At 59.4% G+C, this 2,480-nt stretch carries 5 protein-coding genes; all 5 read right to left on the bottom strand.

The features are described 5' to 3' along the window. The coding region (locus VF202_14315) for a hypothetical protein (GenBank protein ID HEX7041287.1) at window positions 1-325 on the bottom strand (325 nt) is incomplete at its 3' end. Continuing rightward, complete coding sequence (locus tag VF202_14310; protein HEX7041286.1) at window positions 322-630, bottom strand: nuclease domain-containing protein; 309 nt, start codon at window positions 628-630, stop codon at window positions 322-324. The genes VF202_14310 and VF202_14315, both read right to left, overlap by 4 nt. Continuing rightward, the gene (locus VF202_14305; GenBank protein HEX7041285.1) at window positions 620-1,024 is read right to left on the bottom strand and encodes a hypothetical protein; all 405 of its coding nucleotides are present in this window, start codon (window positions 1,022-1,024) and stop codon (window positions 620-622) included. Before VF202_14305 ends, VF202_14310 begins: the two co-directional genes overlap by 11 nt. Beyond that, complete coding sequence (locus VF202_14300; protein HEX7041284.1) at window positions 1,024-1,500, bottom strand: single-stranded DNA-binding protein; 477 nt, start codon at window positions 1,498-1,500, stop codon at window positions 1,024-1,026. The genes VF202_14305 and VF202_14300 overlap by 1 nt, the downstream gene beginning before the upstream one ends. Then, window positions 1,497-2,327 carry a phage recombination protein Bet gene (gene bet / locus VF202_14295; protein HEX7041283.1) on the bottom strand — a complete coding sequence of 277 codons (831 nt, stop codon included), beginning with the start codon at window positions 2,325-2,327 and terminating at the stop codon, window positions 1,497-1,499. Before bet ends, VF202_14300 begins: the two co-directional genes overlap by 4 nt. Between the last annotated feature and the right edge of the window lie 153 nt (window positions 2,328-2,480).

The raw sequence follows: 2,480 nt of genomic DNA, 5'->3' as shown, positions 1-2,480 counted from the left end.
GACGGTTTGGCAGATCGGCGCCGTCTGCGTTGTAGGCGACCACCAATTCGGATTGGTCGCCGCGCCGCTGCACGTTGACGAACGTCCACCGCTCGCGCACCCAGAGCAGGTCGCCGGGCTGGCCGTAGGGGCAGCGCCATGTCGGCACCACGTCGCCGAGTTGCTCTCGATATGCGCACCACTGCCATTCGCCACCGCCCAAGTGGCGCGGAATTGCAAGATGACTCTCCGGCTGCGGCCGCACGATCCGCCGCGTCTGCGTCTTCCTGCCTTCGAGCAGGGCTCGCACCATCTCGCCGCTGAACAAGATCGGTCGCGCGTTCATGCCGCCAACCCTCCGGGAATGATGTACTCGCGCTCCCAGCAGTACGCCAGCCACTGACACAGAGCGCGCAGCGCTTCGGCGTCGAGTTGCGTGCGGCTGTAGCTCGATCGGTAACGGCCGTCGAAGATGCCGTGGCAACGCTCGCACGCCGGGAACGCCGCGGCGTCACAGGGTTTCTGACCGACGCCAGCAATGCCGCCTCGACGGATGTGGCACAACACGGTCTGCTCACGGTCGTGAGTGCAACCTTGCAAGCGCAGGTAGCACGGCTGGCCCGCAGCGAGTTGGCGGAGGTTACGCGACATTTCTCATGTCCTCGTTCGGGTCCGGGATGTACACGCCATGCTCGGCCATGCGCCGCTGGATGAAGGCGACGAAGTCCATGAACTCGGTCGTCTTCAGTTTCGAACTGCGCCGGATAGGGCGCATGCGCTTGCGTCCGAAGCCTTCCAGAACTTCCCAGCCGCTCCACTCACCGAGGAAATATTCATGCAGGTCCTCAGCATCCCAGCCGGGCAGATGCTGCAAGATCGTCGGGTAAACGCACCCCCACAGATAGGCATTCTGTTCAAGGCTCCGCGTCCGCCTGTACTCGGCGATCGTCACCTTGAGCGGCATCTCTTTAACCAGCGCGGACAGCAGCCCGACGATGCGGGACAGCGAGCCGCCTTTCTGGATGATTACGGTCTGCTCTTTCATCACGCTGCAATCACCAGGCCAGCCAGCACCAGCCCCGCTAGGATCGAGCCGAGCGGAGTCAGGAAGGCGAAGGAAAAGGGAATGTCGTCCCCAAAGTCATCATCAGCAGGCGGCGCTTCCTTCTGCTTCGTCGCGCCTTGTGATCGGCCTCCAAGCATCTGCATGTTCTGCGCAACGATCTCTGTCGTGTACCGATCCTTGCCTTCCTTGTCCTGCCACTTCCTTGTCTGCAACTTGCCTTCGATGAACACCTGAGAGCCCTTGCGCAAATATTCAGCGATGATCTCGGCGAGCTTGTCGAACGCGACTATTGAGTGCCATTCGGTCCGCTCCTGTCTTTCACCGCTATCGCGGTCCGTCCACTTCTCGGACGTGGCGATGCGGATATTGACGACGGCCTTGCCGCTCGGCATGTACCGCTGCTCAGGATCGGCGCCCAAGCGTCCAATCAGCATTACTCGATTAAGGTCGCTCATGCTGTGTGCGTCTCCCCACGATCAAGACCAATCTTCAGGTACTTCCGCCAGTTGGTCTTACTAATGACCTTCTCGCGGGCCAATGCGTCCAGAACCCTGATGTAGAGCTCCGGGAACGGGTTCAGAAACTCGGCTTCGTATGCACGCAGATCATCGGCAATGCTGTACTCGTCCTTGTCCTGTGCGAGTAGATCCTTGATCGCTGCAACGTGTTGCATTTCATCAAGGTCCGAGACCACCGACGTGTCACCGCGCGGGTCCACCTTGGTTGCGGAGACCATAATCGGCTCGGGCTCATACGAGGCCTCGATAATCCGCTCGGCCTCGTCCTGGTCATAGATGCCGGCGAATCCGAATGCGATACGGGCGCACTGAATCATTGCCTTGTGCCGAAGCATTCGGCGAGGATGTGACTTCCATGGTCCTGTGTCACGTCTGCACTCGCTCATCCACTCCTTGGCGGAAATGGGGTGCGACCTGTCCTTGCGGTAGATTGTGCATTTGATCCAAGAGCCATCCTCGGACTCCTCAAACTCCATTCCGTCAAACTGAGGATGAGAGTTGATGATGCGGGACCAGCCATCTACGCCAACAACCGGCACGACGCCATGGTTGCGGTCAGGGAAGGCGTAAATCTCCTTCGTCCACGGATTCAATCCGTGCTGCTCGGCGACGATCAAAAGCGCCATCATCTGCTCATTGGTCACTTCGCCTTTAAAGGCCGTGGCCTTGAGCGTTGAAAGCATCTTGTTCGGGTCGACGCCGAACTTACTGGCCATTCGAACCAATATTGACTGGTTCTGTTGGAACTCGACTACGGCGCTCATGCGCTCCTCCTACGTGCTCGATTGATCCTCCACGCCGCGAGATTGACGACCTTTGGTTTGCCAAGCTTAGAGCGCGTGTGCTCGATCTTCCGCCAGCGCACCATGTCATCGTCGTTACGCAAGTCCTGAAGCGGTCTCGCGGTTGTGAAATAC

Source organism: Trueperaceae bacterium (genome assembly GCA_036381035.1).
In the GTDB taxonomy this organism is placed as follows: Bacteria; Deinococcota; Deinococci; order Deinococcales; family Trueperaceae; genus DASRWD01.
This window is presented reverse-complemented; position numbering and strand designations above follow the sequence as displayed.